Source organism: Caballeronia sp. SBC1 (assembly GCF_011493005.1).
Lineage (GTDB): Bacteria > Pseudomonadota > Gammaproteobacteria > Burkholderiales > Burkholderiaceae > Caballeronia.
On sequence record NZ_CP049159.1, the window covers coordinates 634,830 to 659,668 of the forward strand.

At 58.2% G+C, this 24,839-nt stretch carries 17 protein-coding genes; 14 read left to right on the forward strand and 3 right to left on the reverse strand.

What is annotated here, in order from left to right; genetic code table 11:
- Positions 1-76: 76 nt before the first annotated feature.
- The 5 genes from SBC1_RS37815 to SBC1_RS37835 are packed head-to-tail and all read left to right on the forward strand — an operon-like array spanning position 77 to position 7,196.
- Positions 77-1,579, forward strand: a complete 1,503-nt coding sequence (locus SBC1_RS37815) for a basic amino acid/polyamine antiporter (protein WP_165107118.1) — start codon at positions 77-79, stop codon at positions 1,577-1,579.
- A 42-nt stretch (positions 1,580-1,621) separates the two neighbouring features.
- Entirely contained in the window at positions 1,622-3,958 is a 2,337-nt protein-coding gene (speC, locus tag SBC1_RS37820; RefSeq protein WP_165107121.1) for an ornithine decarboxylase, read from the forward strand.
- 27 nt (positions 3,959-3,985) lie between these two features.
- Complete coding sequence (locus tag SBC1_RS37825; protein ID WP_165107485.1) at positions 3,986-5,212, forward strand: arginine deiminase; 1,227 nt, start codon at positions 3,986-3,988, stop codon at positions 5,210-5,212.
- Between the two features lie 39 nt (positions 5,213-5,251).
- Positions 5,252-6,256, forward strand: coding sequence for an ornithine carbamoyltransferase (locus SBC1_RS37830; protein WP_165107489.1), 1,005 nt, complete (start codon positions 5,252-5,254; stop codon positions 6,254-6,256).
- A gap of 10 nt (positions 6,257-6,266) precedes the next feature.
- Positions 6,267-7,196 carry a carbamate kinase gene (locus SBC1_RS37835; protein WP_165107123.1) on the forward strand — a complete coding sequence of 310 codons (930 nt, stop codon included), beginning with the start codon at positions 6,267-6,269 and terminating at the stop codon, positions 7,194-7,196.
- Here SBC1_RS37835 and SBC1_RS37840 read toward each other — a convergent pair.
- Together SBC1_RS37840 and SBC1_RS37845 are read right to left on the reverse strand one after the other, a co-directional pair.
- Positions 7,180-8,052, reverse strand: coding sequence for a slipin family protein (locus tag SBC1_RS37840; protein ID WP_165107125.1), 873 nt, complete (start codon positions 8,050-8,052; stop codon positions 7,180-7,182). The two genes, SBC1_RS37835 and SBC1_RS37840, sit on opposite strands and share 17 nt — an antisense overlap.
- A 41-nt stretch (positions 8,053-8,093) precedes the next feature.
- Positions 8,094-8,609: a universal stress protein gene (locus tag SBC1_RS37845; RefSeq protein ID WP_165107127.1), complete on the reverse strand. Its 516-nt coding sequence runs from the start codon at positions 8,607-8,609 to the stop codon at positions 8,094-8,096.
- A gap of 611 nt (positions 8,610-9,220) precedes the next feature.
- Between SBC1_RS37845 and SBC1_RS37850 the strand changes: the two genes are divergently transcribed.
- The 9 genes from SBC1_RS37850 (at position 9,221) to SBC1_RS37890 (ending at position 23,958) form a co-directional block, all read left to right on the forward strand.
- On the forward strand, positions 9,221-13,654 hold the full coding sequence (locus tag SBC1_RS37850) for a chemotaxis protein CheB (protein WP_165989218.1): 4,434 nt from the start codon (positions 9,221-9,223) through the stop codon (positions 13,652-13,654).
- A 740-nt stretch (positions 13,655-14,394) separates the two neighbouring features.
- Positions 14,395-14,676 (forward strand): hypothetical protein, encoded by a 282-nt coding sequence (locus SBC1_RS37855; protein ID WP_165107132.1) that lies wholly within the window; start codon positions 14,395-14,397, stop codon positions 14,674-14,676.
- Positions 14,677-14,997: 321 nt separating this feature from the next.
- Positions 14,998-16,032: a zinc-dependent alcohol dehydrogenase gene (locus tag SBC1_RS37860; RefSeq protein WP_165107135.1), complete on the forward strand. Its 1,035-nt coding sequence runs from the start codon at positions 14,998-15,000 to the stop codon at positions 16,030-16,032.
- A 90-nt stretch (positions 16,033-16,122) separates the two neighbouring features.
- Entirely contained in the window at positions 16,123-17,106 is a 984-nt protein-coding gene (locus tag SBC1_RS37865) for a zinc-dependent alcohol dehydrogenase family protein (protein ID WP_165107137.1), read from the forward strand.
- Between the two features lie 358 nt (positions 17,107-17,464).
- Complete coding sequence (locus tag SBC1_RS37870) at positions 17,465-17,899, forward strand: co-chaperone YbbN (protein ID WP_165107139.1); 435 nt, start codon at positions 17,465-17,467, stop codon at positions 17,897-17,899.
- Positions 17,900-18,062: 163 nt separating this feature from the next.
- Entirely contained in the window at positions 18,063-18,860 is a 798-nt protein-coding gene (locus SBC1_RS37875; RefSeq protein ID WP_165107140.1) for a PRC-barrel domain-containing protein, read from the forward strand.
- A gap of 159 nt (positions 18,861-19,019) precedes the next feature.
- Positions 19,020-22,232, forward strand: a complete 3,213-nt coding sequence (locus SBC1_RS37880; protein ID WP_165107141.1) for an HAD family hydrolase — start codon at positions 19,020-19,022, stop codon at positions 22,230-22,232.
- Complete coding sequence (locus SBC1_RS37885) at positions 22,229-23,464, forward strand: L,D-transpeptidase (protein ID WP_165107142.1); 1,236 nt, start codon at positions 22,229-22,231, stop codon at positions 23,462-23,464. Before SBC1_RS37880 ends, SBC1_RS37885 begins: the two co-directional genes overlap by 4 nt.
- Before the next feature lie 218 nt (positions 23,465-23,682).
- Positions 23,683-23,958, forward strand: coding sequence for a DUF1488 domain-containing protein (locus SBC1_RS37890; RefSeq protein ID WP_165989220.1), 276 nt, complete (start codon positions 23,683-23,685; stop codon positions 23,956-23,958).
- 42 nt (positions 23,959-24,000) lie between these two features.
- On the opposite strand, the gene SBC1_RS37895 is transcribed toward SBC1_RS37890, so the two are convergent.
- Positions 24,001-24,768, reverse strand: a complete 768-nt coding sequence (locus tag SBC1_RS37895; RefSeq protein WP_165107144.1) for a Crp/Fnr family transcriptional regulator — start codon at positions 24,766-24,768, stop codon at positions 24,001-24,003.
- Positions 24,769-24,839 lie beyond the last annotated feature (71 nt).

Consider the following 24,839-nt stretch of genomic DNA (forward strand, 5'->3'; position numbering starts at 1 on the left):
GTTCAACGTCGAAGAGCCTTGGCAAGCGTATGGACGCAACACTGACGGCACACCAGCAGCAGGGAGAAAAAGCCTCATGGACCAGACACATAGCAGTTTGCCGCTCAAGCCCGTTGCCGCCGATACGGTCATTGCTCAACCCGCTGCTCAACCCGGAGGCCGCAAGCTCAGCTTGCCACTTCTTACGGGTGTTGTGATCGCCTCGATGATCGGCGGGGGCGCCTTCAATCTGCCGCAGAACATGGCGCAGGGCGCAGGACTGGCGGCAATCGTGATTACATGGATGATTACGCTTGTCGGCATGTTCTTTCTTTCGAATACGTTCCGCACGCTTGCCGACAAACGCCCTGATCTGAAGGCGGGCATCTACTCGTATGCGAAAGAAGGTTTCGGCTCGTTAGCAGGCTTCGAGATGGCCTGGGGATACTGGCTGTCTGCCGCTTTCGGCAACGTTGCATTCGCCGTGCTGATCATGAAGACGGTCGGCTATTTCTTTCCCGTGTTCGCGGCGGGCAACACCTGGCCGTCGATCGTCGGCGCGTCGCTGCTGATCTGGGTCATGCATTTTGTCGTGCTGTATGGCGTAAAGCGGGCAGCAATCCTGAGCGTGATCTCGAGCGTATTGAATATTGGCACTATCACGGTGGCCCTGTGCGCGATGGCGGTAGCGATCAAGGGTGGCATGTTCTCCTACGACTTCTGGGGTGCTCAGGAGCATTTGGGTAGCCTCCTTGGGCAGGTCAAGAGCACGATGCTCGTTACCTTGTGGGTGTTCATCGGCATCGAGGGCGCTGTGGTGGTTTCCGACCGCGCCAGCAAGACCTCGCAAGTAGGGATCGCGACTTTTCTCGGCCTGACGGTTTGCACGATCCTCTATTTCCTGTTGTCGGCGCTGCCGTTCGGCGTGATGCATCAGGCGCAACTCGCGGGGCTCGCTTCACCGTCGGCAGCCTATGTGCTGAAGGCAGCGGTGGGCGACTGGGGCGCGGTGTTCATCGTTGTCTCGCTGCTGGTGTCGTTGCTGAGTTGCTGGCTTGCCTGGACCATCCTTGTCGCGGAGCTGCCGTTCGAAGGCGCGAAGGACGGCGTATTCCCGAAGTTCCTCGCTAAGGAAAACCGTCACCATGCCGCGGCGCCATCGCTGTGGGTATCGAGCGCGACCATGCAGCTCGTGATCTTCGTGGTGCTGTTCGCCAACGATGCCTGGATGTGGCTGATCTCGATCACCGGAATCATGATCTTGCCGCCATATCTAGCCAGCACCGTCTTCCTGTGGCGCTTCGCGACTCAGTCAAAGTACGCGCCGACCGCCGGCGAAACATCGAAAGAATCAATCTGGACCGGCGTGCTTGCGACCGTCTATTCCCTCTGGCTCGTCTATGCCGCAGGACTGCAGTTCCTCCTGATGTCCACCATTCTCTTTGCACTCGGCTTCCCCGTTTTCTGGTGGGCTCGGCGCGAACATGCGGCCGGAGAGCGCGTGTTTACGGGACGTGAGGCATCGGTCGCGGGCGTGCTCGTGGTCGTGGCGGGTGTGGCTATTGTCTTGTTCAGCCGGGGTGTAGTGAAGATCAGTTGAGGTCGCGAATGACGCAATACGATTCCCAATACAAGGATCAAGATGCTATATGACCAGATGTTCGGCTTCCTGTTTTGCTGCGCGTTGCCCTTGCCACCGGCGTTGCCATCGTCACGCTTTCAGCGCCTCGTCGATGAACTCGAACGCCTGCGGTACGCGACCAAGGTCACGGTCACGGTGGCGGAAGCATCCTCCGCGATCCGCAGCGAGGCTGCAGTTGGCTGTGTGATCGTGGAATGGTCGCTGACCGAGTCAGAGACGGACGTTGAGGCTTTCGTGCGCTTTGTCCGGGAGCGGGGTCTGGACGTACCCATCTTCATCCTGGTCGAGCGCCATCTGCTCGCGGAAATTCCGGTTGCAGTGCTGGGGCATGTGACGGGTTATGTGTTCATCGAAGAGGATACGCCTGAGTTCGTCGCCCGCAATCTAGTGAGCCATCTGCGGACGTACGCGGACTCGCTCAAGACGCCGTTCTTCGGTGCGATGGTCGACTATGCGGAGCAGGCAAACCAGATGTGGACCTGTCCGGGCCACAACGGCGGCGTGTTTTACCAGAAGAGTCCGATCGGCCGCGCGTTCATCAAGCATCTGGGCGAAGCGGTATTCCGTAATGACCTGGATAACTCCGTTGTCGAACTGGGTGACCTGCTGGTTCATGAAGGCCCCGCGCTCGCTGCGCAGAAAGCGGCAGCGCGGATCTTCGGCGCTGAGCGAACCTACTTCGTGCTGAACGGTACGTCCACGTCCAATAAGATTGCATTGACCGCACTCGTGACACCGGGTGACCTGGTGCTCTTCGATCGCAACAACCATAAGGCTGCACATCATGGCGCGCTGCTGCTCGGCGGGGGCATCCCCGTCTATTTGCAGACGCAACGCAACGCGCACGGGATGATCGGCCCGATCGATTTCGACGCGCTCGACGAAGACCGCATCCGCGACGGCATTCGTTACAACAAGCTCGTCACCGATCCCAAGGCGTGGCAGCGTGAGCGGCCGTTTCGTGTTGCGGTGATCGAGCAATGCACCTACGACGGCACGATCTACGACGCGCAAATGCTGATCGAGAAGATCGGGCATCTGTGCGAATACATTCTCTTCGACGAAGCCTGGGCCGGCTTCATGAAGTTCCATCCGTTGTTCAAGGGACGTTTCGCGATGGGCATCGAGGGACTGGATGCCAACGCGCCCGGCATCCTTGCCACGCAGTCGACACACAAGCAACTCGCTGGTTTCTCGCAGGCGTCGCAGATCCACGTGAAAGACGCGCACCTTGACGGCCAGCGTCGGCAGGTAAGTCACCGGCGCTTCAACGAGACCTTCATGCAGCACTCGTCCACGTCGCCGTTCTATCCGTTGTTCGCCTCGCTCGATGTGGGCGCGCAAATGATGAAGGGCCGCTCTGGCGAGGTGCTGTGGGACGACACGATCAAGCTCGGGATCGAGATGCGCAAGAAGATCCGCGCGCTGAAACACGACTACGAAGCGACGGAGACGGACCCCGCTCGGCGCTGGTTCTTCGATCCGTTCGTGCCTGACGAGGTCACAGCCACGGGCGGCATGCGACGCTGGGAAGACCTGTCGACAGATGAACTCGCGAGCAACCCACGTTACTGGGAGCTCGCGCCGGATGCGAAATGGCATGGCTTCGGCCACCTTGCTCCGGGCTATGCGATGACAGACCCGAACAAGCTGACGCTCATCACGCCCGGGTTTGATCGAACCACGGGCGAATACGCGCAGCGCGGCATTCCGGCGGCGGTGCTCGCCGAGTTCCTGCGCGAACGGCGCATCGTGCCTGAGAAGAACGACCTCAACAGCATCCTGTTCCTGCTGACGCCTGGGCTGGAGTCGAGCAAAGCGGGCACGCTGCTTTCGGCATTGGTGCGTTTCAAGCAATTGCACGACGAGAACGCGCTTCTCGACGATGTCATTCCCACCTTCGTCGCCGCGCATCACGAGCGTTACGCAGGAATCGGCTTGCGTGAACTTTGCGCCGACATGCATGCGTTCTATCGCGAGCGCAATGCGAGCCGCCTGCAGCGCGAGCAGTTTCGCGCAGCGCACTTTCCCGAGATGGCGATGACGCCGCAAGCCGCCATGCATGAACTGGTACGCAACAACGTGGAGCTGTTGCCGATCGACAAGATCGAGGGACGAATCGCGGCAACACTCGGTCTTGTCTATCCGCCGGGTATCGCGGTGGTGGTATCCGGCGAGCGTTACACCGAGCGCGCGATGCCGACGCTCGATTACTTCCGGATGTTCGAGGAAGGCGGCAACCGTTTCCCTGGTTTCGAGAACGAGATCCAGGGCATCTATCGAAAGAAGGAGACCGACGGCAGCGTGCGGCTCTATACCTACGTCGTTAGTGGTTGAAGAGCATGAAGACATGAAGGGGAATCACTGATGGCTCTGGGCGTTCATTCGGAAGCGGGCAAGCTGCGCACGGTGATGGTCTGCCGTCCTGGTCTTGCACACCGGCGGCTGACTCCCGCCAACGCGGCATCCCTCTTGTTCGACGATGTCATCTGGGTCGACAAGGCGATCGAGGACCACGATGTTTTCACGGGAGCGATGCGCGAACGGGGTATCGAGGTACTCGAGTTTCACGATCTGCTTGCAGCAATATGCAGCGACCCGGTCGCGCGGGGCTGGATTCTTGATCGACGAATTGTCGAGGAGGAAGTCGGCACGGGGATGCTGAAAGAGTTGCACGCGTGGCTCGAACAGATGCCGGCGGCACAGCTGGCCGAGGTGCTGGTCGGCGGCGTGGCAAAGGCCGAAATGCCCTTCGACGCCCGCGGCCTTTTTGGCGGCTATCTGGAGCAATCGGATTTTGTGATCCAGCCGCTCGTGAACCTGATATTCCAGCGCGACACCAGCGCGTGGATCTACGGCGGTGTGACCGTTCACCCCATGTATTGGCCGGCGCGCCGCAAGGAGGCATTGCTGGTCGCCGCCGTGTACCGCTTTCATCCGCGCTTCGCCGGCCGAGTGAATACATGGTGGGGTGACCCGGATCGCAACTTCGGCGTGGAAACCATGGAGGGCGGTGACGTCATGTCCATTGGCAACGGCGTGGTGCTGATCGGCATGGGCGAGCGCTCGAGTCCGCAAGCGGTGACGCAGGTCGCGCGGCATTTGTTTGCGGGCGGCGGCGCCAAGCGGGTGATTGCGTGTGAGTTCCCGAAGCGGCGCGCCTCGATGCACCTGGACACGGTGTTCTCATTTCTCGATATCGACTTCGTCAGCATCTATCCCGAGGTCGCCGACGAGATCCGCTGCACTAGCCTATATCCGGGTGATGCACCCGGCGAAATCCACTATGAACGCCATGACGCCAAATTCCTGACGGTCGTGAGCAATGCCCTCGGGGTGGGTTCGCTGCGCATCCTGACAACCGGCGGCGACGCATACGAAACCCAGCGTGAACAATGGGACGACGGCAACAACGTGCTGGCACTCGACCGGCGCGTGGTGGTTGCGTATGACCGCAACACTTACACCAATCGCAAGATGCGGCAGGCGGGCGTGGAGGTCATCGAGATCCCGGGCGGAGAACTTGGACGCGGACGTGGCGGCACGCACTGCCTCAGTTGCCCGGTCGAGCGAGACGCTATCGACGCCTGAAACACTCACCCGCCTTTCACCCATTCTCAACCGGATCTCATCGTGTTCAATGTACATAACCGCAGTTTCCTGACGCTGATCGAATACACGCCGCGTCAGATTCGCTACCTGCTGGATCTGTCGCGGGATCTTAAACGCGCCAAATATGCCGGCACGGAAATCGCGCGGCTAGTGGGCAAGAACATTGCGCTGATCTTCGAAAAGACCTCGACGCGTACGCGTTGCGCATTCGAAGTTGCGGCTCATGATCAGGGCGCCCATGTCACCTATATCGATCCAGGCGCATCCCAGATCGGTCATAAGGAGTCGATGAAAGATACCGCCCGCGTGCTTGGTCGCATGTACGACGCGATCGAATACCGGGGCTACGGCCAGGAGATTGTGGACGAACTCGCCAAGTACGCGGGGGTTCCCGTCTACAACGGGCTCACTGACGAGTTTCACCCGACCCAGATGCTCGCGGACGTGCTGACCATGCACGAATTCAGCGACAAGCCGATCCACGATATCAGCTACTGCTATATAGGCGATGCCCATAACAACACGGGCGACTCGTTGATGATCGTGGGCACGAAGCTCGGCATGGACGTACGCCTGTGTGCACCGCGCCGGTTGTGGCCGCACGACGACTTGATCGCGCAGTGCCGCACGTTCGCGGCGGCTAGCGGAGGTCGTTTGACGCTAACGGAAGCACCGGCGGAAGCGGTGAAGGGTGTCGATTTCATCTATACCGACGTCTGGGTATCGATGGGTGAGCCGTTCGAAAAATGGGGCGAACGGATCGAGGAGTTACTGCCCTTCCAGGTGAATGCGGCCTTGCTTGCGGCCAGCGGCAATCCGCGTGTGAGGTTCATGCATTGCCTGCCCGCGCTTCACGACACCAACACCGAGATCGGCAAGCAGATCGGCGATAAATACGGCTTGCTGAATGGCGTGGAAGTGACAGACGACGTATTCGAGTCGGACGCATCGATTGTCTTCGAGCAGGCAGAAAACCGCCTCCATACGATCAAGGCAATTCTTGTCGCCACGCTGGCCGAGTGAGGAGAACACAATGCTGATGGTAATCGCATTGGGCGGTAACGCATTGCTCAAGCGCGGTGAGGCGGTCAGCGCCGAAGCACAGCGCAACAATGTGCGGATCGCTGCCGCACAACTCGCGAAGGCAGCGGCCGGCAACGACCTCGTGATCGTGCATGGCAACGGACCACAGGTTGGCATGCTCGCGCTGCAGGCGGGTAGCTTCCCGCTTGATGTCCTCGATGCGGAAACTGAAGGCATGATCGGTTACATGATCGAGCAGGAAATGCGCAACCTGCTGCCTGCAGGACGGGCTTGCGTGACCTTGTTGACCATGGTTGAAGTGAGCGCGTCCGATCCGGCTTTCCAACACCCCGACAAACCGATCGGGTCCAGGTATACGGTCATCGAAGCGGCGGTGGCGTCGCAGGGGAAAGGCTGGACCCTGGCGGCACAGGGAGACAAGTTACAGCGTGTCGTACCGAGTCCAAAGCCGGTGCGTATGCTCGAGATAGAGCCTGTACGCTGGTTGCTTGAACACAGTTGTGTGGTCATCTGCGCCGGGGGTGGCGGGATTCCGGTAGTCGCTGACGCTGAAGGGCGGCATCGGGGTGTCGAGGCAGTGGTCGACAAGGACCGCAGCGCTGCGATGCTCGCGGCGGAGCTCAAGGCGGATCTGTTCGTCATCGCAACTGACGTGCAAGGGGTTTATCGCGACTGGGGCAAGCCGTCGTTGCGCTTGCTCGCGCGTGCGAATCCAGCAGCGCTTGGCGAGCTGGCTTTCTCGGCTGGATCAATGGCGCCAAAGGTCGAAGCGGCGTGCGACTTTGCAAGCCGCACGGGTCGACGCTCGGTCATCGGTGCGTTAAGCGACATCGAGGCAATGATCGCCGGCAATGCCGGGACATCTATCGATGCAACGGCAACCGGCATTGAAGAGGCGGTAGCTACGCAGCCGTCTTGATGAGCGGCTTGACCTCGGCACCGGGCAGATCATGTCCAGCGATCGCAAGCGCGAGCGGCGGATTCAGGCTGTCGACCATTGAGGTCGGCATGAGGATGGTCGCCCCGCGCTCCTTGGTCGTTTCGTAGATGATGTTCATCGCGCGCAACTGCAGCGCACCCGGTTGCGACTCATACACCTTTGCCGCCTCGACGAACTTGGCCGCAATTTCGGCTTCTGCCGAACCCAGGATCACGCGGGCTTGTTTTTCGCGTTCAGCCTGCGCCTGGCGCGACATCGCATCCTGCAATGCCACCGGGATTGCGACATCGCGAATCTCGACAGAGCCGACGGTCACGCCCCATTCAGCTGTCTTGGCGCCAATCTCGTCGCGCAATTGGGCATCCGCTGCTCGCCTGTCCGACAACAGTGCCGCAAGCATAGATGAACCAATCATCTCCCGCAGCGATGTTTGTGCTACCCGGTCGATCGCCTGCCGATAATCGGTGATAGCCAATGCCGCCTTTTGCGCATCGTGGATGTGCCAGAAGATGATCGCGTCGACATTCACGGGTACCGTGTCTTTCGTGAGCGCTTGTTCGGCATTGAACGAGGTGGTCTGGATCCGTTCATCGATGATAGCGACCACGTTATCGATGAACGGGATGATCATGAAGAACCCAGGTCCCCTGACACCCTGCAGCTTGCCAACACGCAACACCACGAATTTTTCCCATACGTTCGCGACCTTCACGGACAGGAAGACGAGTACGGCAGCAACAAAGAACAGCGGAGCCAGCCACACGCTTACAAATTGGCCGGTAGCGAGCCCGGCGAGCAACAGTACGACTGCAAGGAACAGGGTGATGGGATTCATGATGGTCACTTCCTGAAAGGCTACCGCCCACGACTATTAAATCAGAGCGAATTTTCGACGGATTCAACTGCAGCAGGCGCTGCGGCGTTGAGGGCACCTGGATGACCCGGATGCGGAGCGGGGACGAGCAGGACTGGACACGTTGCCATTCTGACGAAACGCTCGGCAACGCTTCCCAGCAAGAATCTCTGGAAGCCTCGGCGCCCGTGGGTACCCATCACCACAAGATCGGCTTTCAGCTCGTCTGCCGCAACCAGCAGGCGTTGTGCAATGCCGTCGCCATACAGGTCGACCTCGGCGATCCGCGCGACGCCTCTGGTTTTTTGCAGATGCATTTTCGCGAGCGCTTCGTTCGTTACTCGCGTTCCTTCTTTGGTCAACGCCGCGCGCAGGATCGACGGATCGTAGCCGGGTGCGTCGTAGGCCATCAACGGTGCGTCGATGATATAGACGGGCTGCAGTTCGGCGTCGGTATCGCGGGCGATCTGCAAAGCTGCGTCGAGCGCCAGGACGGACGTCTCGCTTCCGTCGATTGCAACCAGGATGCGCTTATACACGGTGTTCTCACTTGGGTAGTACACAATTCACGCAATGCTTGCAGCCGCGGTGTTCGATAGATGCGGGCTGGACGCGAACATTAGGTCTATGCTTCCATAGGCGAGGGTAGCGCTTCCATGCGACGCAGCGCCAGCCTCGGAAACTACTCAGACGACGCCTTGCGGGCGGCTGCGGTGGCACTGGATTCGTCTGGCGGAAGTCCTTCTTTGAGGTCCGAAAGCGCGACAGCGGTTTGATAGGCGAGTACGATGGTTAAATCGAATGCACGGACTGTTACGCGGATAACGCGCGCAAAAATCCATAAAGAAAACCGCTCCGGGACCGGTTCGTGCGCTGACTGAAGAGACGCCTAGAGAAACCCGGACAATTTCCCCGTTGGCCTCTTTATTCTTTGATCTTCACACCAAAGAATTTATTAACCGCTTTAATTATCCGTTGCTTACAAGCGAACCCGCTACGGCGTACTGCCGGGGTGATCCGGATGATCGTCGAATGCTTTTGATCTACCACGGGATCCACCAATTACGCTCGCTGACCGGCTTGCATTTGTAAGCCAGGAAGACTCGAGGAGCGCTGGCCGCTTCGAAGCAATTCTCTCCGGATGCACAAAATGCCTGCAAGTATCGTCCGTCAGGCTAGCCTTTCTCGACCCAGGTCGAAGCGCAAGCCACTTTCAGACGTTGGTCTCCCTTCTCCGAGTGACGAGCTTTTTGTCGTCGGAGTCGGCGCATCGGCGGGCGGGCTCGACGCGTGCCGCAAGCTTGTCGAAGCGTTGCCACCGACAACGGCCGCAGCATGGATCTTCGTCCAGCACCTCGATCCGGCTCACGAGAGCATGTTGGTGAGTTTGCTCGCCAGTCATACACGGATGACTGTCCTGCAAGCGGCAGACGGTATGTTGATTGAGCCGGAGCACCTTTACATTATTGCCCCGGGTACCTATTTATCCGTGGCCGACGGAGTGTTGCGCAGTTCCATTCCACAAGCGCGTCATGGTGCACGGCTGCCCTTTGACTTCCTGCTGCATTCACTCGCGAAAGAGTACGGCCCACAGGCAGCGTGCGTTGTCCTGTCCGGAACCGGTGCGGATGGCAGTCTCGGTTTGAAGGCGATCAAGGAGCAAGGCGGAATGATCATCGCCCAGGATCCGCACGAAGCAGCATCCGATGGAATGCCGCTGAGCGCGATTGCCACCGGCGCGGTGGACCGGGTGCTGCCGTTAGCAAAAATCCCGGAAGCGCTGATGGAGTACCGGCGGCGAATGCCAAGCCGGGATCTGGCTGGCGAGGAGTCAGGCCAGGGCGCCGGGCCGGCGTGGCTGGCTCCGATCATTGAGCTGTTACGCACCAGAACTGACCACGATTTCACACTCTACAAGCGCGGCACGCTGGAGCGTCGAATCGAGCGCCGCCGCGCGATGGCCGCAGTCGAGACGCGCAACATGGCGAGCTACATTGAGGTTCTTGTTAACGACCCTGTCGAACTGGAACTTCTCGCCAAAGACATTCTGATCAACGTCACGCAATTTTTTCGCGATCCAAAGGTTTTTGAATTACTGTCGAAAACCGTTGTGCCCGAGCTTGTTCGCCTTCATGCGCCGGGTCAGGATATCCGCATCTGGATCGCGGGGTGCAGCACGGGAGAGGAAACCTATTCGCTTGCCATGCTTTTTCTCGAGGAGATCGCAGCCTCGAGACGCGGCATCAAGCTGCAGGTCTTTGCTTCGGATGCCGATCCGGATGCGCTTTCCAAGGCTCGCGAAGGTCTGTATCCGGAGACCATTGAGGCCGATGTCTCACCAGTTCGTCTGGCCAATTACTTCATCAGGGAAGGGAGCAACTATAGGGTATTACCCGATCTCCGGTCGATGGTGGTGTTCACTGCCCATGATGTGCTCGTGGACCCGCCATTTTCCCGGCTTGACATGGTCTCGTGCCGCAACCTGCTTATTTACCTGAATCCTGAAGCCCAGACAAAGGTCGTGTCCCTTTTCCACTTCGCATTGCGCGACGGCGGCATTCTTCTGCTCGGTAGTGCAGAGACTGTCGGAAAACCTGACGGCCGTTTCGAGATACTTTCAAAGTCAGAGCGTATTTACCGGCATACGGGTCATGGCAGGTCGCACAACGTCGGCTTTTCGATGAACTCGACCAACGCGGTCCGCATCGCCTCCCGGCAAGAGCAGGGACACGCCATCTCTCGCCAGTCCGTCATGGCGGAGCTATGCCGGCGGCTGGTCATACAGTCGCATGCGCCGGCCACCGTCCTGATCAGCCGCAATCATGAGTGCATTTATTCCGTCGGACCCACCGACCGGTATCTGCATGTCGCGTCAGGCCCTCCCACTCAGGACATCCTGGCAATGGCCTCGCAGGATGTGCGCAGCAGGCTCAGGCTCGCCCTTCAGCGTGCGAGGCAGGGAAATGCGCGTGTCGTGGTGGTGGGGGGCACGACGGTGCAAAACGGTAACGTGGTGAGTTTCAAGCTGGATGTTCAGCCTGTCTCGAACGATGGCGAGGAGATGTTCCTGGTGTCCTTTGTCGATGACCCGCATCACGATCGTCAGATCAGGACGACCATCACCATCACGCCGGAGGACGTGCCTCGGGTTGCAGAACTTGAGAGTGAGCTCGAGGCGACGAAAGCGGAGCTCGCGAGTGCAATCCGAAGCCTCGAGATAATCAGCGAGGACCACAAGGTGGTCAACGAGGAGGCGTTGTCGGTTAACGAGGAATACCAATCGACCAACGAGGAGCTGCTGACATCAAAAGAGGAATTGCAGGCGTTGAACGAGGAGCTGACTGCCCTCAACAGCCAGCTGCAAGAGACCCTGGAACGGCAGCGCACGACGTCTAACGATCTTCAGAACGTCTTGTATAGCACTGAGGTAGCTACGCTCTTCCTGGATATGCAGCTCAATATCCGATTTTTCACCCCTGCGACAAGATCGCTGTTCAACGTCCTCCCGGGCGACATAGGCCGGCCATTGCGAGATCTTAGTTCGTTGGCCGCAGATGACGATCTTATTGCTGACACGCGAACCGTGCTGGCGACGTCCGTGGTGTCGGAGCGTGAGATACAGGCTCAAACCGGTATATGGTTTATCCGTCGGATCTTGCCGTACCGAACGGAGGACAACCGGGTGGAGGGCGTTGTCATAACGTTTACGGACATCACCGAGCGCAAGCTGGTAAAGAACTCGTTGAGGGAAGCCAAACGGCTTGCGGATCAGGCCAATAATGCGAAGTCGCGATTCCTGGCTGCGGCGAGTCACGACCTGCGCCAGCCGCTGCAAGCGCTTGTGCTGCTGCAAGGTTCCCTGGCGAACGCAGTGGAGGGCGACGTCGCCAAGAAGATGGTCGAGCGTCTCGAGCATATCCTGAGTTCAATGTCCGGCATGTTGAACGCGTTGCTGGACATCAACCAGATCGAAGCCGGAACCGTTCACGCGGAGCTCGTCAGTTTTCCGATTGGCGAGCTTCTCGATCAGATGAAAGATGAGTTCAGCGATCGTACGCTTCCGTCGAACCTCACCTTCCGTGTTGCCCCCTGTAGTCTCTTGATTAAAAGCGATCCGCATTTGCTGATGCAGGTGATTCGTAACCTGCTGTCCAACGCCTTCAAGTACACGAAGCGAGGGCGCGTGTTGTTGGGTTGCCGCCGCAAGGGCGATAGACTGCGCATCGAAATCTGGGACACAGGTATTGGCATTCCGAACGATGAGCTAAAAGCAATATTCGACGAGTACCACCAGTTGGACAACGCGGCGCGTGAACGCAGCCGGGGATTGGGTCTTGGTCTGTCGATAGCAAATCGCCTGGCCGATCTCCTGGGCGATCGGATAACCGTGCGTTCCCAGCCTGGCAAGGGCTCCGTTTTCTCGATCGAAGTCGCGCTTGCACCGGTCGAAACGAGTGCACCGACGAAGGGCGATGATGCGTGTATTGGCGAAGTTTCAATACCCGAGGCGAACGCACACAACGGCTCAATCCTCGTTATCGAGGACGACCCTGAGGTGCGAGACTTGATTGGATCGATACTCAAGGCGCAGGGTTATGACGCAGGGACGGCATCGGACGGTGTAGAGGGGTTGGAACTCGTGCTACAGCACACCATGCAACCCGACCTCATCCTGGCGGACTACAACCTGCCCGGCGGCATGAATGGGCTTCAGGTTGTCGCCGGCGTTCGCAAAATCGCCCAACGGGAGATCCCGGCGATCATCTTGACGGGTGACATATCGCTGGAGACACTGCGCGACATTGCCCAGGGGAAATGCCTTCACCTTAACAAACCGGTGAAAGTAGGTGATCTCATCAAGGCGATCGAAGGTCTCATGGATGCTTCCCGCGATTCAATCGCACAGCCGGCTTCAGCGCCTTCTGCGAGGCCGGCGGGATCGACGTCGTCCGTCGTATACTTAGTCGATGACGACCAGTTTGTCCGGGCGGAAATTCGGCAAACCCTTGAGGACGACGGACGCGCTGTTGAGGACTACGACTCCTGTGAGGCTTTTCTGGAAGCTTACAAACCGGGAAGAGAGGCATGTCTTCTGGTCGATGCCTATCTGCCGGGTATGAAAGGAGTCGATCTGCTTAAGCTACTGCATGGCAGGGGTGACCGCTTGCCTGCGATCATGATCACGGGGAATAGTGACGTCAGCGTGGCGGTACAGGCGATGAAGGAAGGTGCTTCAGATTTCATCGAAAAGCCGATAGGCACAGCCGAGTTGCTCGAAAGCGTGGGACGTGCGTTTGAACAGTTGGTAAATTCACAAAAACTGTATGCATGGCGTGAGGCTGCGGCGAATCACATCTCCGGCCTGACACCAAGACAACACCAGATAATGGATCTAGTGCTTGCGGGATGCCCTAGTAAAATTATTGCCGCGGACCTTGGTATTAGTCAGCGTACGGTCGAGAATCATCGGGCGTTGATCATGAAAAAAACCGGCTCAAGGTCTCTGCCGGCTCTGACTCGGCTCGCGCTTGCAGCGCAACTGGCGCAGACCAATGGGGTAGATGAACCGCCTTGCACTGGGTAGATGGGCCCGCTCGCGCGAGCGATAACCCACCCGCGAGTCTCATTTCGTGCCATTGCGCTTAAGCACTACTCTCCGAGGTTCCAGCATTTTCTGCCCACGCAAAAAAAGTGCTGCAAAAAATAGCGCTGTCATGCCACCCAAAACGCTCCAGATTGGTAGTGCCATGGCAATACTCCCAGTGTTATGACTTTAGGGTGACGCGTTCGCACGCTAATTCGCGCCCTACTAAGCCGCACGTCCGTCGACGAAAGGGTCAAAGGGTCAAAATCGATCCGTGATGATCGGCTCTTTTCAATGTACTCCGCAAAACAATGCTTTGGCAGGATCGGAAACTACTCAGTTAGCCAAGACCAGATCTTGTGGAAACCATCTACCCTGGCAGGCGAGGATAGTCGTTTCAGCCACCAACTCAAAAGATATTCGGCAATCAGATCCGCGCTCGAAAATCGTTCGTGCACGAGCGACGACGATATCTGCCTGAGTAGTTTCCGAGTCTGCCTTTGCCTTGCGCTCCGCGCTATTGTGACCATGAGCCGGAGACGTTCGCGGGATCGAAATTTCCACCACGGTTGGATCGGGACAAAGATCCGAAACCCGCAGAGAGAGCATGTCGCAGGAGCGCGTCGAAACGCAGGAGCGCGTCGACACCCGTATTCAGATTTACGCCGAGCAGCTGAGACGACACAACTGAGACGCAACGAGACAAACCATCACGCAGCGTGTGATCTAGCGAGACTGTCATGGAAAAGCGATCTTTTACCGCGGAACAAATTCGTCAGGAAGTGCTTAGGCGCTTGATTCAAGGAGCTCCCGTGCCCGGAGAGCATTCGGAGATGTCCGTCCCGTTGCCGATAGGCCATTCGCCCGATGCCGAGGAGCGGAACTGGGATATGAAGCACGAAGATCACGCCCAGCACAACGACTACGTTCGTCGGGTAATTAATGAGGCACGACGAGACTTTTTGTTATCGGATTCCGCCGAACGCGACGAGATACTGGGAGACTCCTTTGCTCATAGTTGAAGCCGGGGCCTTAGGGTCGCATCGAGAAGGTCGAAGGGACGTGTCGGCTTAAAAGCTTTGCGTTTCCGCTCTATCCGTGCTTTTTCATTGCGGTCGCCCGGCGCGACGGGCTCGCCTGCTCAGAATGCGCGGTGGGGCTGACCTCCGCCAGAATGGCAGCATGTCCATATTTAATCATTAGGATAACGATGATAATAATAAAATATTCACATGACGTGCGGTGATGCGCAGACGGTGCTTATCGGATGATCGAGGCGGTCAGCGGCCTGAATTTGCCTGCGGTCGCGTAAAACGCCATATACATTTAACCGAGGGAAGATCATGAAAAGCAAAATGCAGGCCGCTGTTGTCGAAGCGTTCGGCAAGCCACTGGTGCTGAAGGAAGTCGACATCCCAACGCCCGGGACGGGACAGGTGCTGGTCAGGACCGAGGCCTGCGGCGTTTGTCATACCGATTTGCATGCGGCAAACGGGGACTGGCCTTTGAAGCCGACGTTGCCTTTCATCCCGGGTCACGAGGGTATCGGCATAGTCACCGCCATCGGCGCGGGTGTCACGGCCGTGAATGAAGGGGACCGCGTTGGCGTGCCCTGGCTCTATTCCGCTTGTGGACATTGCGAATATTGCCTCGCGGCACGCGAACCCGTTTGTGCGGAAGCGCAGTTCGGCGGCTACACTAAAAACGGTGGCTTCGCCGAATACATCCTCGCGGACCCCAACTACGTAGCGCGCATACCGGCGCATCTCGCCGCCCGGGACGCGGCCCCGCTTATTTGCGCCGGCATCACGTCTTACAAGGGCATCAAGGAAACGCAGGCCCGTCCGGGCGAATGGGTCGTCATTTCAGGCGTCGGAGGCCTGGGACATTTAGGTATCCAGTACGCCAAGGCCATGGGTCTGCACGTGTGCGCGGTCGACATCGACGACGGCAAGCTCGCCCACGCCAAACGTCTGGGCGCGGACGTGATGGTCAATGCTCGGGACGAAGATCCGATCGCCGCCGTCAAGAAGGCCACCGGTGGTGGCGCTCATGGTGTGTTGATTACCGCACCATCGCTGGGAGCGTTCAAACAGGGTGTAGGCATGACCCGCAAGCACGGAACCTGTGTTTTGGTGGGCTTGCCGCCGGGCGAATTCCCGACCCCGTTGTTCGACGTGGTAGCCAACTGCATCACGATCAAGGGCTCGTTCGTCGGCACTCGCCGCGACATGGCCGAAGCACTCGCCTTTGCCGCCGACGGCAAGGTGAAGGCGGATATCGAGTTGCAGCCGCTATCGGCGATCAACGACGTGTTCCATCGGCTGGCCCATGGCGACGTTCCTTCGCGCGTGGTGCTAGAGTTTAATAGTCACTGAGTGCTGCGCATGGCGAAGCTCAGGCTTTGAATAGCCGTCAAACAGGGAAGGGGTCCACGCTGCGCTCGAGGTCGTGCAAAGGAGAGATCGATGCATGCAATGGTGCTCAACAAGGTCGGCGGTGCGCTTGAATGGACCGAGCTCGCCGACCGGGAACCTGGCCCGAACCAGATTCGCGTGAAGGTGGGCGCGTGCGGTGTTTGCCGCACGGACCTTCATGTTGTCGACGGTGAACTGGCGCACCCGCAGGTGCCCATCATTCCTGGCCACGAGATTGTTGGGCGCATCGATGCGCTTGGGGCGGATGTCGAAGGCCTGCAGTTGGGTGAGCGGGTCGGTATTGCGTGGCTGGGTCACACCTGTGGCGTCTGCCCGTTCTGCGCCGCGCATCGCGAGAACCTGTGCGATCAGCCGCTATTCACCGGGTACACACGCGACGGCGGTTTCGCCACCGCAACGATTGCAGACGCACGCTTTGCATTTCCGCTAGGCGAGTCCGACACCGACGAGTCGCTCGCTCCCTTTCTCTGTGCGGGACTCATCGGCTGGCGCTCATTGACCATTGCGGGCGACGGCAAGCACTTGGGGCTTTACGGCTTTGGGGCGGCTGCACACATTCTCGCCCAGGTCGCTAAATGGCAGGGCCGGTCGGTCTTTGCTTTTACCCGTCCTGGAGACCTGGCGACGCAAGCCTTCGCCCGTAGCCTTGGCGCAACCTGGGCGGGCGGCTCGGACGAAACGCCGCCACAAGAGCTCGACGCAGCCATCATCTTTGCACCCATAGGCAACCTGGTACCGAGCGCCCTGAAGGCCGTCCGCAAAGGCGGACGCGTGGTATGCGCGGGCATCCATATGAGCGACATTCCTGGGTTCCCCTATAGGTTGCTATGGGAAGAGCGGCAGTTGCTGTCGGTTGCCAACCTGACGCGGCAGGACGGGGTCGATTTCCTGCGTCTGGCGCCGCAGATCGGCATTGTCACCAAAACCACTCGATATCACTTGCAAGAGGCTAACCAGGCATTGGCCGACCTACGCGCTGGCCGCTTTGAAGGTGCCGCGGTTCTCGTCCCCTGAGTGACAAAGCTGGCGAGCCGGGCGTTTCGGTGGACGCTGCTACCCAGTGGCCGGTTGGGATCCAGTCGAAAAAGACGACCCCGCGCACAACTCGAAGTCGTCGAATTTCAAAGGAATATCTGTCGAACCAATAGCGCGAAACACTCGGAAGCTACGCCGGTCAATTTGACCCTGCGCGAACTCATTGGTCGAATAGATTAACGGCATCTGATCTTGATCTGGCGCAAGCCAAACACGCGTGTTGGGGATATTGTTGTTATCACGAACTTACACAAACCCGTGACCAGAAACTGAAAACACTGCCCAAATGCAAGCAACCACGGACGGGCCACTGTAAGGATGAACTGCGGAGTGGAATATGAACAGGCTCTATGGAAATGACCCCGTTCCGAAAGGGTTTTCACCCGAATCGATCGTGGGTACCCCTGCGCGCATCGCGGCCCATAAACGATCCTCAGGCGGTGGTCCGGTTTCACTAACCGAGGCCACGTTTGATCAGTATGTCGGTGCGTCCGGCCTGCCGATCGTCATTCATTTCTGGGCCCGATGGTGCAATGTGTCGAAGACGATGTTGCCCCATTTTTCCGTTGGAGCTCGTAAGCTCGCCGGGCGCGCATTGTTCGCAAAAGTGGAAACGGGCAAGGAGGCGTCGCTCGCCCGGCGCTACGGAATTGAATGCGTCCCCACGCTTGTTGTTTTCAAAAGTGGACAGGAAATAGAACGCCACTGCGGCGCGATGACCGCGGGGCAGCTCGATCTTTGGCTGCAACCGCATCTCCAGAAGACAACGTAGAAAAAGTGTCGTGTTGGCCTGGAAGAGCACTGTTGCCTGAAGATCATCGCGTCTCGATGGTGACGATCGACGACAGTGTCAGCGACGCGCGAAGCTTATTCTGGCCGTTTTCGCAACCTGGGACCGAGGTATTGCAAGCTCTAACTATGAGGGAGTATCGAACATGTTGAGAAGCATAGAGAGTCTTAAGGGTAGCGCGGTTGCTGCACGCGATGGAGTACTGGGTAGCGTCGATGAAGTCTATTTTGATGACGAGGCATGGGGTGTCCGTTATCTCGTCGTTGACACGGGAAACTGGCTCAATGGTCATCGCGTATTGATTTCACCCTATTCCGTCAAACATACGGATCCAGGCGCGAGCACGGTGTCTGTGGATCTGACGCGCGAACAGGTGAAGAACAGCCCCGGTATAAACACGCAACAACCCGTGTCTCGTCAGCATGAACAGGACTATCTCCGCTACTACGGTTATCCAGAGTACTGGGGCGGGCGCGACTCGTGGGGAATGGGCGGCTTCCCTATGCTCGGTCCAATGCAGATCGGTCCGGGTATCGAGCCAGAATCACTCGAACCGGATGAACTGGAGGCCGACGCGCTATCGCAGGATGTACATCTGCGAAGTTCCGAGGCTGTAACGGGTTATCACATCGAGGCGCGTGACGGAAGCATAGGCCACGTGTCGGGCTTCATCTTCGACGATGAATCGTGGATCATTCGTTACCTGACAGTCGACACCCGAAACTGGTGGCCTGGAGGGAAGACTGTGCTCTTGGCGACCGAATGGGTGGACACTGTCGATTGGTTCGGGTCCAGCATTGTCACCGACCTCACGCGTGAGGCAATCAAGAAGTGCCCGGACTACGACGATCTGGTGCCGCTGAGCCGTACCTATGAAACGGCGCTGCACACGTTTCATAGCAAAGACGGGTACTGGACGAAAGGCAACCGTGCTTCGCGGTGAGAAGACGCTTGACGCGACTCCCTACGGCCGGCGAACGAGACTGAAACTCTTGAAAATTTTGCGTGGTCGTTCGTTTCGGGGTATGGGTACGGTCCGGCAGAGGGCTGGTGGCTCGGTGAAGTCGCCGGGACCGTTCGCAGTTTGCGTAATCGGATCCGCATGATTTCCTACCCGGTCGTCACGCTATCGCCGCGCGATTACGACGCCGTCCTGTTCGATCTGGATGGAGTACTGGCAAAGACAGCAAGCTTGCACGCTTGTGCCTGGAAACAAGTGTTGGGAGATTTGCTTGGCGCGCGGGAAGTCTGTGCAGGTGCGCCATCCATTCCGTTTGACATCAATGCCGACTACGCGCGCTATGTGGACGGCAAGTCTCAACGCGACGGCGTTGCAGCGTTCCTTGCGGCGCACGAGATCCAGTTGCCGATCGGCGCATCGGGTGACGGGGCCGAGGTGAAAAGCCAACGCTCATTGGGTCCGCTCGAAAGCCGTTACTTCCTTCAGAATTTGAAAGCAGACGGCGTCGAGGTCTACGAAGCCACTATCGAGTTGGTGCGCAAACTACGCGCGCTGGGCATCAGGACAGTTGCTATATCCTTTACCGGCAACTGCGGGGTAGTGCTCGAAGCAGCAGGTATTGCTCAGTTGTTCGACGTGCGACTGGACTGTCTGGAATCTGATAACGGTGGCCCGAACTCAACGCCAGAATCAGATGCCTGGCGAGATGCAGTGCAGAACCTCGGCGCAGATATTTCAAGAGTGGCAGTTGTCAGCCAGTGGATCGCAGGAATAGACGCTAATCGTGCAGCCCGGTTCGGGTGTGTCATCGGCGTTGATCGAGGTGGGCGCACGCAGGAACTGCGCGATGCTGGCGCTGACGTCGTTGTCACCGACTCGTCCCAGGTGCAGGCGACGGCGGAGCCTCCTCCCGAATGGTCACTGGTATTCACGGGTTTCGAGCCCGCGCATGAAGGCGTCAGGGAGACCTTGTGTACCCTGGGCAACGGCTACTTCGCGACGCGTGCGGCCGCGCCATGGAGCATTGCCGACGACGTGCATTATCCCGGGACGTACCTCGCGTGCGGGTATAACCGGTTGCACACCGACATTGCCGGAAGAGTAGTTGAAAACGAAGACCTCGTTAATTTTCCCAACTGGCTCGAACTCAAATTTCGCATTGGCACAGAGGACTGGTTCGACATACGGGCCGTGACACTCTCGTCTTATCGCCAGGAGCTTGATCTTCGTCGCGGTTTGCTCCTGAGATCGATATCGTTTGAGGACGCCAACGGGCGCAAAAGCACGCTTGGCGAACGCCGCTTCATCTCGATGAGAGATATGCATCTCGGCGCGCTGGAGCTTACGCTGACCGCGCACGATTGGTCGGCGCCGGTCACCGTGCGCTCGGCCATCGACGCGCGTATTGTCAACAGCGGCGCCAAGCTATACCGCAAATTCAGCAACAAGCACATTGAATCGCTGGCGGCGGAGGTCGTCGTGAAGGATGGTGTCGCGATGACCGTACGCACGAGTCAGTCGCATGTGACTATGACGCAAGCCTCGCGTACCCAGGCAAAGCAGCACGGCAAGTTGCTGGACCTGCCACGGCGAGTGATCGAAGAGCCGGGGTATATCGGCCAGGAATTTTGCATGGATCTGGCTCCGGGCGAGTCGCTTGTCGTGAGCAAAATTGCCGCGCTCTATTCGTCGCGCGACCCGGCTATTTCCGAGTGCGGATTTGAAGCGCGCAAGGCTATCTCGCGGGCAGGGCCTTTCGATGAACTCGCAGCGGCTCACGCGTTGACATGGAAGCACCTGTGGCGGCGTTTCGACGTGCGCATTGAACCCGCGGACCCAAGCTTTAAGTTGAACGTGTCCATGTTATTACGCTTGAACATGTTTCACCTGCTGCAGGCGGTATCGCCCAATTCCATCGGCCTTGACATTGGTGTACCGGCACGGGGTTGGACCGGAGAAGGGTACCAAGGGCATATCTTTTGGGACGAGTTATTCATCTTTCCGTTCTTCAACTATCGCTTGCCGGAAATCACGCGGTCGCTGCTGATGTACCGCTACCGGCGCCTTGGGGAGGCTCGTGCGGCTGCTGCCGCGGCGGGCTACGCGGGGGCGATGTTCCCGTGGCAGAGCGGAAGCGATGGCAGCGAAGAAACCCAGGCGTTCAATCTCAACCCGCGCTCGCAACATTGGGTGCCCGACAACTCTTACTTGCAGCGTCACGTAGGCAGCGCTATCGCGTATAACGTCTGGCAATACTTTCAGGTAACGCACGACGTCGAATTCCTGTACGCCTACGGCGCGGAACTGATCCTCGATATTGCTAAATTCTGGTCGAGCATTGCGATGTTCAACCCTGCGCGTGGGCGCTTCGAGATCCACGGCGTTCTTGGACCAGACGAGTTCCACGACGGTTACCCCGGGTCCACAACGCCCGGCGTCAATAACAATGCTTACACGAACGTCATGGCGGTCTGGGTGCTGCGCCGAGCCCGGGACGTGCTCGATCTTTTGCCCGAGATACGGCGCGCCGAGCTCATGATCGACCTTGACTTGACGGCGAGCGAGATAGACCGCTGGGACGAGATCAGCCGGAAAATGGTCATTCCGTTTCATGATGAAGGGATCATCAGCCAGTTCGAGGGCTATGAAAAATTACGCGAACTTGACTGGGATGCCTACCGCGTTCGCTACTCAAATATTCAGCGGCTCGACCTGATCCTTGAAGGCGAGGGCGACAGCGCGAATGGCTACAAACTTTCGAAACAGCCTGATACGCTGATGTTGTTCTATTTGTTTTCCGCCGAAGAGCTCACTGAACTATTCCTCCACCTCGGCTACCCGTTTCCGAAGACCACTATTCCACGGAACGTTGACTACTATACGGACCGGTCATCGGATGGTTCCACGTTGAGCCGGGTCGTCAATGCCTGGGTACTCGCGCGATCGGACCGGCCACGGTCCATGCGGTTCTTCGCGCAGGCGCTGCAAAGCGACGTGGTTGACATTCAGGATGGCACGACGGCTGAGGGCGTCCATCTCGGGGCAATGGCCGGAACGGTCGATATCGTGCAGCGTGTCTGGACCGGTATCGAAATCAAGGATGACCTCTTGCGGTTCAACCCTCAATTGCCGGTTGATATTGAGCACCTCGAGTTGCGCATTCGCTACCGAGGGCACTCGATCGATCTAAGGCTCGATCACGACACATTGACGCTGCATGCCCATACGGGGACTACAGCGCCCATCGCTCTGCTTGTGGGCGAAGAAAAGTATGAATTGCAAAGCGGCACAACGCGGGAGTTTCCACTGACCGCAGCGGCAACGGACTGTACAACGGACGAGGCAGCCCAGTGAAACATGTCATTGTCTGGACTCGGATCGGCGCAGTTGTCCTGGCGGCAATCGCTGTTTTCACGGTTACCGAGAAAATCAACAGCGAAAGCAACGCGTGGCAAACAAGTATCGGGGATGCCCCGCTCGACGCGCGTCATGCGACAGCGCTGGGAACGAATCAAACTGCAGTAACACCAGACCCGCACGCGCTGCACAAATCCGACCAGATATCCAGCGCTGGAGCGATGCGAACACGCTGGGTTTTGCAGGATTCGCGTCTCTCTCTTGCGGCTGATGATCTCTATTCATCGGAGAGCGATCTGGCGTCGGGGCGAGCGGTACCTGATCGGTCCGCTGATCCGTCCGTACACCGTACCTCAATGCATGGAACGATCGTCGCCGGGAGCAGTTTGGCCGTCGAAGCCTCCGGCGCGGAGGAAGCGGACTCTGCCGCGCCCAACGTCGCGCAGTCGGAAGCGCTTGACCCGGCAGGCGCCCTTGACATGGATAAGACTTTCGCGAACGAAGTACAGAGACGATTGAACGTGCCAACGGCCGCTCAATTGTTGTATGGCTCAAAGCTGCAACAGGCGTTGCAGGAAAAGTCCCTTGGCGCAATCGCGAACGAGTATGTCGTGCTGGTCGATCGCAACCAAAATGTGCAGGTCTTGTTCATTTACTTCCGGGCAAAGGTAGACAGCATTTGGCATATGATCGGAGCGACCCCTGTGTCGACCGGGCTTCCAGGAACCTACGATCATTTCACCACGCCAATCGGTATTTTCGAACATACGCCGAACAATATGGACTTCCGCTCGGAAGGAACACTGAACGAATTCAAGATCCGCGGCTACGGTGCCCGCGATATGCGTATCTATGACTTCGGCTGGGCTCAGGGGGAACGTGGCTGGGGTAAGGGAGGGATGTCCCAGATGCACTTCCAGATGCATGCGACCGACCCGGACAAACTGGAGCCCGTCCTCGGCGTTCGCCATTCAAAGGGTTGCGTTCGCATCCCGGCGGCGCTCAACGTATTTTTTGATCACCACGGCATCCTCGACGCAGACTACGAAGCCCGTGTGGCTGCGGGTGAATCTCTATGGATCCTGAAGCCCAGACGTGACCCGACACCATGGGCGGGACACTATCTCGTGGTCATTGACTCCGCGCAGAAAGCGCGTCCCGCATGGTCACCGCTTCCGGACGGAAAGGCCCGCTCGCAGTTTCCTGCCCACGGAAACTCGGCCGACTAAATTGTGTCCGTTCGCGCGTACGCCCAGCGTTTTTCATCAACCGCTAATCCACTTCCTATTCAGTTGACAAATGTCAGTGGAGCGGATTATGTCGTGGTTATGCTGGACTATGCCTCGTTGAGACGAAGGTTTGGCGAAGTCCGTCAAGGTCGCCAGTCCGGCTCACGACTTCGCAAACTCGCCTCAAAAAATGCAGATAAATCGATCGGTGAACCACCATGAAAATCACTTTTCCGCTTGAAACGCCCGCGTACATCGAGGTTGACCCGGCCCTGGCGTTTCCCGCCGTGGTAAACGGTACGCGCCTAGAATGTTCGATCACGGCTGAAGCTCTCGAAGATCATTTCGGTGCTGCGTCGATTAGTGAAGAGGATCTTCAACATGCATTCGACGCGCATAACCATACTATCCACGTGGCGACCAGGCGGATCCTGACCGAGCTCGGTGCGATGCCTGTCGTGCTCCACAGCGGCTACTTCCGGCTTGCTGAATGAAGTCCGCGCGAGAGGCTGCTGTCCCGAACCTTCTCGCTAGTCCTACAGGCGTAACAGACCGGGACGGTTGATAATTCGAATTTGCTTGCCGTGGGCATCAACAAGTCCTTGCTTATGCAACTTCGAGAACATTCGGCTTACCGTTTCCAGTTTGATTCCCAAGTAATTGCCCATTTCTTCCCGCGTCATGCGGAGGTTAAAGTCGACCGCCGAGTATCCGCGCGCTTTCATCCGGTCCGACAGGTCTAGAAGAAACGTGGCCAAGCGCTGTTCCGCAGACATCGTTCCAAGCATCATCATGTGACCGGACTCTCGCACGATTTCACCACTCAGTACACGGTAGAAGTGGTGCTGGATTGAACTGACCTGCTGACACAGCGAAGCGAGAACCGTAAAGCGCATGACAGATACTTCACTGTCTTCGAGCGCAATTGCGTCGCAGTTGTGTCGCTCGGTGCAGAGGCCGTCAAGGCCAAGCGTCTCGCCCATGAACTGAAAGCCGGTCACCTGCACTTTGCCGTCCCGGTGAGTGATGACAGTCTTGAAGCAACCGGCGCGCACCGTATAGATACTATCGAATGGGTCATGCGTACGGTACAGCGCATTCCCGCGTTTGACTTTGCGCGTCGTGCATATAATCGATTGCAAATGACCGAGGTCCAGCAGGGCAACGGCTTTCGCTACAGGAACGACAGGAGGCGAGTGCTCGATGCAGCCCGGCAGGTAATGCGAAAACGTGGGCGACAGGACGCTCGACCGCTGACCAGACGTTGCGGGATGTGTGGCGGGTTTGAGTTGGACGGAAGGCATGATCGGCTCCTGATCCCGGAGAGAAAATATCCGCAATAAATTTCAATACAGTGAGGAATACGATATATTTG

What these genes read in the sequence shown, in the direction of transcription:
- SBC1_RS37815 (WP_165107118.1), top strand. Translation starts at nt 77, where the DNA reads ATGGACCAGACACATAGCAGTTTGCCGCTCAAGCCCGTTGCCGCCGAT.
- speC (WP_165107121.1), top strand. Translation starts at nt 1,622, where the DNA reads ATGCTATATGACCAGATGTTCGGCTTCCTGTTTTGCTGCGCGTTGCCC.
- SBC1_RS37835 (WP_165107123.1), top strand. Translation starts at nt 6,267, where the DNA reads ATGCTGATGGTAATCGCATTGGGCGGTAACGCATTGCTCAAGCGCGGT.
- SBC1_RS37840 (WP_165107125.1), bottom strand. Translation starts at nt 8,052, where the DNA reads ATGAATCCCATCACCCTGTTCCTTGCAGTCGTACTGTTGCTCGCCGGG.
- SBC1_RS37850 (WP_165989218.1), top strand. Translation starts at nt 9,221, where the DNA reads ATGCCTGCAAGTATCGTCCGTCAGGCTAGCCTTTCTCGACCCAGGTCG.
- SBC1_RS37855 (WP_165107132.1), top strand. Translation starts at nt 14,395, where the DNA reads ATGGAAAAGCGATCTTTTACCGCGGAACAAATTCGTCAGGAAGTGCTT.
- SBC1_RS37860 (WP_165107135.1), top strand. Translation starts at nt 14,998, where the DNA reads ATGAAAAGCAAAATGCAGGCCGCTGTTGTCGAAGCGTTCGGCAAGCCA.
- SBC1_RS37865 (WP_165107137.1), top strand. Translation starts at nt 16,123, where the DNA reads ATGCATGCAATGGTGCTCAACAAGGTCGGCGGTGCGCTTGAATGGACC.
- SBC1_RS37870 (WP_165107139.1), top strand. Translation starts at nt 17,465, where the DNA reads ATGAACAGGCTCTATGGAAATGACCCCGTTCCGAAAGGGTTTTCACCC.
- SBC1_RS37875 (WP_165107140.1), top strand. Translation starts at nt 18,063, where the DNA reads ATGTTGAGAAGCATAGAGAGTCTTAAGGGTAGCGCGGTTGCTGCACGC.
- SBC1_RS37880 (WP_165107141.1), top strand. Translation starts at nt 19,020, where the DNA reads ATGATTTCCTACCCGGTCGTCACGCTATCGCCGCGCGATTACGACGCC.
- SBC1_RS37890 (WP_165989220.1), top strand. Translation starts at nt 23,683, where the DNA reads ATGAAAATCACTTTTCCGCTTGAAACGCCCGCGTACATCGAGGTTGAC.
- SBC1_RS37895 (WP_165107144.1), bottom strand. Translation starts at nt 24,768, where the DNA reads ATGCCTTCCGTCCAACTCAAACCCGCCACACATCCCGCAACGTCTGGT.